2 protein-coding genes and 2 tRNA genes are annotated in these 3,655 nt (G+C 63.5%); 2 read left to right on the plus strand and 2 right to left on the minus strand.

The genetic code is table 11. The annotated features are described in order from the left end of the window. Nucleotides 1-147: 147 nt before the first annotated feature. Nucleotides 148-223: transfer RNA gene (locus VJ307_04195), tRNA-Glu, on the minus strand. A gap of 3 nt (nt 224-226) precedes the next feature. Beyond that, nucleotides 227-300 (minus strand) — tRNA-Gln (locus VJ307_04200). Between the two features lie 779 nt (nt 301-1,079). On the opposite strand from VJ307_04200, the gene VJ307_04205 reads away from it, so the two are divergent. Both VJ307_04205 and VJ307_04210 read left to right on the plus strand, forming a co-directional pair. Then, nucleotides 1,080-1,895 carry a caspase family protein gene (locus VJ307_04205; protein ID HJX73337.1) on the plus strand — a complete coding sequence of 272 codons (816 nt, stop codon included), beginning with the start codon at nt 1,080-1,082 and terminating at the stop codon, nt 1,893-1,895. Between the two features lie 168 nt (nt 1,896-2,063). Continuing rightward, nucleotides 2,064-3,655 (plus strand): glutamine--tRNA ligase/YqeY domain fusion protein (locus tag VJ307_04210; protein HJX73338.1); only part of this gene is annotated, 1,592 nt, incomplete at its 3' end.

Here is a 3,655-nt window from a genome sequence, read left to right on the forward strand (position 1 = left end):
GTCGTCGCGATTAAACGGAACCGGACGATCGAGACCAGACAGAAACGGAGACTGATAAAAGATTTTCAGGCAGTATGAGTTATGGTAGGAGTTTGAGGGTGAAAAGGAAGGGGATTGCGGTTTTCGCCGAAATCCCCTTTAATTCCTTGGCGGTCCCAGCGGGGTTCGAACCCGCGTTTTCGCCGTGAGAGGGCGGTGTCCTGGGCCACTAGACGATGGGACCATCTGGCTGAGGAGCCAGGATTCGAACCTGGAAAACCTGGTCCAGAGCCAGGCGTGATGCCGTTTCACCACTCCTCAACGGAAAATGCAGGATATCCGAGCGGGAGTGGCCCCGTCAAGCGCCAAGGATGCCCAAAATACACCGCCTGTCCTTGCGCGGAGGGGTTCCCAAGGTTCCCGCCCGGTTTTTTCCATTCATGCGGCCTCGGGTTGCCGACCTTGCGGCCATCACGGGCCTTCTGTTATCAAGGACTTCCCGTTGGCTTTGTCTTTCCGCGTCCGCTGCGCACACCGTCCCCGTCTTCGCTCCCGTTCACCCCCTGCGACGACCCCGTCGCCCTGCGCGGCCGGCGACGGCGACATCAGCGCGATCGTGGATCGTGCCCGCACCAGCAGCGACAACGACGGATGACGGCCGCTGACCCACACGATCAGCTTCCGCGCATGCTCCACAACACGACCATATCCTTTTGGCAAGGGGAGGCGACGGTCGCTGTCGCGGGTGAGCGGAAAGGAGGCGACTCGGCAGAGTATCAGGGGGGGTATTTCGGCGCAACTGATGGCGAATCGCCATCAGTTTCCGTTTTCTACCCCCCCCCAATCCCTCATCCCATCCATGTCCAGATACACCGGCAACCCGCCCAGCGCCGTCATCCCCGATTCCCTCATCTGCCCTTAAACATTCTATCTTCATGATTCCTCAGGCCAACGAGTATTATCGTTTATTAGGCGGAGGATCGGGGATGCAGGGATGCGACGGATCTTCCTGAACCTGGTTTTCCTCCCTCCCGGCAGGTAAGATGGCGTCGAACATTCGCGAAGGATTTATCGAAAAATCCGCCCCAAGGGGGAACGCCATGAAGAAACGGGCGCTGTGCATCGGGATCAACGACTATCCGGGCACCGACAGCGACCTTGCCGGATGCGTCAACGACGCGAACGACTGGGCCGCCGCGTTCACGGACCGCGGGTTCGCCGTGAAGACGCTGATCGACCGGCGGGCGACCGGGAACGCGATCCGCAAGGCGATCGAATCCCTCATCACCGGATCCCGGAAAGGGGACAGCATCGTCGTCCAGTACTCGGGGCACGGCTCCTTCGTGCCGGATGAGGACGGGGACGAGCCGGACGGCACGGACGAATGCCTCTGCCCGTACGATCTCAAGGAGGAGGGGCCGATCACGGACGACGAGCTGTTCGACCTGTTCAGTGCCCGGCCGCAAGGAGCCCGGGTCCTCATGATCTCGGACTCCTGCCACTCCGGGACCGTGGCGCGGTTCGCGCCGATCACGACCCCGCCGACCACGAAGGATCGGAACCCGCCGCAGCGGAAGGTCCGGTTCCTGCCGCCTGCGGTCTTTCTCTCCCGGAGCGATGCAACGAAGCTCGGGACGGGACGGGCGAGGCGCCCTTCGAGCCCTCCCGGCCGGTACGCCGCACTGCTCCTGGCGGGCTGCCGGGACACCGAATACAGCTTCGACGCGTCCTTCGAGGGAAGGGCCAACGGCGCGTTCACGTTCGTCGCCCTGCGGTCCCTCGCCTCCCTTGCGGCGGAGGCGACGTACGGGGACTGGTATAGGGCGATCCGCCGGGTTCTTCCCTCGCAGCAGTATCCCCAGACGCCCAACCTGTATGGTTCGAAAAGCATGCGAAGGTGGACGGTGCTTGCCTGAAACGGCATGGGACCGTCCGGATAGGCGAGGAAGGGGGCGGAATCCTCCGCGGAACAAGGCAAAAAGCGGGGCCTTCGGTCGTTTTGACTCACCCCGTACGGCATGCTATGGATAAACCGTTATCCGTTCGGGATACGCAAAATCAAACGTACCGGGGAATGCGCGTTTATGCCTGATTTCAAATCCGATCCTCAGCTTTCCGGGGGCGGTGAGTCCCGGGATTTCCTCCGCGAGATCGTGAGGCGCGACATGCTCGCCGGGGCCTACGACGGCCGCGTGGTTACGCGCTTTCCCCCCGAGCCGAACGGCTATCTGCACATCGGGCACGCCAAATCGATCTGCCTGAACTTCGGCGTCGCCCGGGAGTTCGACGGGGTCTGCCATCTGCGGTTCGACGATACGAACCCGGAAACCGAGGATATGAAGTACGTCGAATCGATCATCCGCGATGTCCGATGGCTGGGCTACGACTGGGGCGAGAAGCTGTTTTTCGCCTCGGACTACTTCGAACAGCTCTACGAATTCGCGGCCCGGCTCATCCGGGACGGGAAGGCGTACGTGGACAGCCAGACCGAGGAGGAGATCCGGGAGCATCGCGGGACCGTCACGGAAGCCGGCCGGGAAAGCCCCTACCGCGATCGATCCGTGGAGGAGAACCTGGACCTCTTCGCGCGGATGCGCGCCGGGAGGTTCCCCGACGGGGCGCACGTCCTGCGCGCCAAGGGGGACATGGCGGCAAGCAACATGAAGATGCGCGACCCGCTTCTCTACCGCATCCGGCACGCGACGCATTACCGAAGAGGCGACGACTGGTGCCTCTATCCGATGTACGACTTCGCCCACCCGCTGTCGGACGCCGTCGAGAAGATCACGCATTCGATCTGCACCCTCGAGTTCGAGAACAACCGGGCGATCTACGACTGGCTGCTCGACAATCTCTTCCCGGAACCGCGCCCGCATCAATACGAGTTCGCCCGGCTCAACCTGGACTATACGATCATGAGCAAGCGCAAGCTGCTTGAGCTCGTGGAGGAGGGGCTCGTCTCCGGCTGGGACGACCCCCGCCTGCCGACGATCGCCGGCATGCGGCGACGCGGCTACACCCCCGAGGGGATCCGGCTGTTCGCGGCCCGCATCGGCGTCGACAAGTCGAACAGCCGGGTCAGCATGGATCTGCTCGAGGACGCGATCCGGGACGACCTGAACGCGCGCGCCCCGCGAGTCATGGCCGTTCTGCGGCCCCTCAAGGTGACGATCGCCAACTACCCGGAAGGGAAGGTCGAGTGGCTGGAGGCGCACTACTGGCCGCGCGACATCGACAAGGAGGGATCCCGCAAGGTTCCGCTCTCCCGGGAAATCTTCATCGAGCGGACCGACTTTCTGGAAAATCCCCCCGCCGACTGGATCCGGCTGCGCCCCGGCGGGGAAGTCCGCCTGCGCAGCGCCTACTTCATCCGGTGCGAGGAGATTATCCGGGATCCGGCTACCGGAGACGCCATCGAGCTTCGCTGCACCTACGACCCCGACTCCCTGGGGAAACCGGCGAAAGGGGCGAGGAAGAAGACCACGGCGGCCCAGTGGGTTTCGTCGTCGCACGCGCTTCCGGCCGAGGTTCGGCTCTATGACCGGCTTTTCACGACGGCGGATCCCGAAAGTGCCGGGGAGGGGAGAAGCTTCCGGGACTTCCTGAATCCGGGCTCGGTGGAGGTCCTGACGGGCTGCATGCTCGAGCCGGGGCTTGCGGACGCCTCTCCCGGCGA

The organism is Candidatus Deferrimicrobiaceae bacterium, from assembly GCA_035256765.1.
In the GTDB taxonomy this organism is placed as follows: Bacteria; Desulfobacterota; Deferrimicrobia; order Deferrimicrobiales; family Deferrimicrobiaceae; genus CSP1-8.

Bases quoted from the DNA above. Each gene is read 5' to 3' on its own strand.
- VJ307_04205 (HJX73337.1), top strand. From the start codon at position 1,080: ATGAAGAAACGGGCGCTGTGCATCGGGATCAACGACTATCCGGGCACC.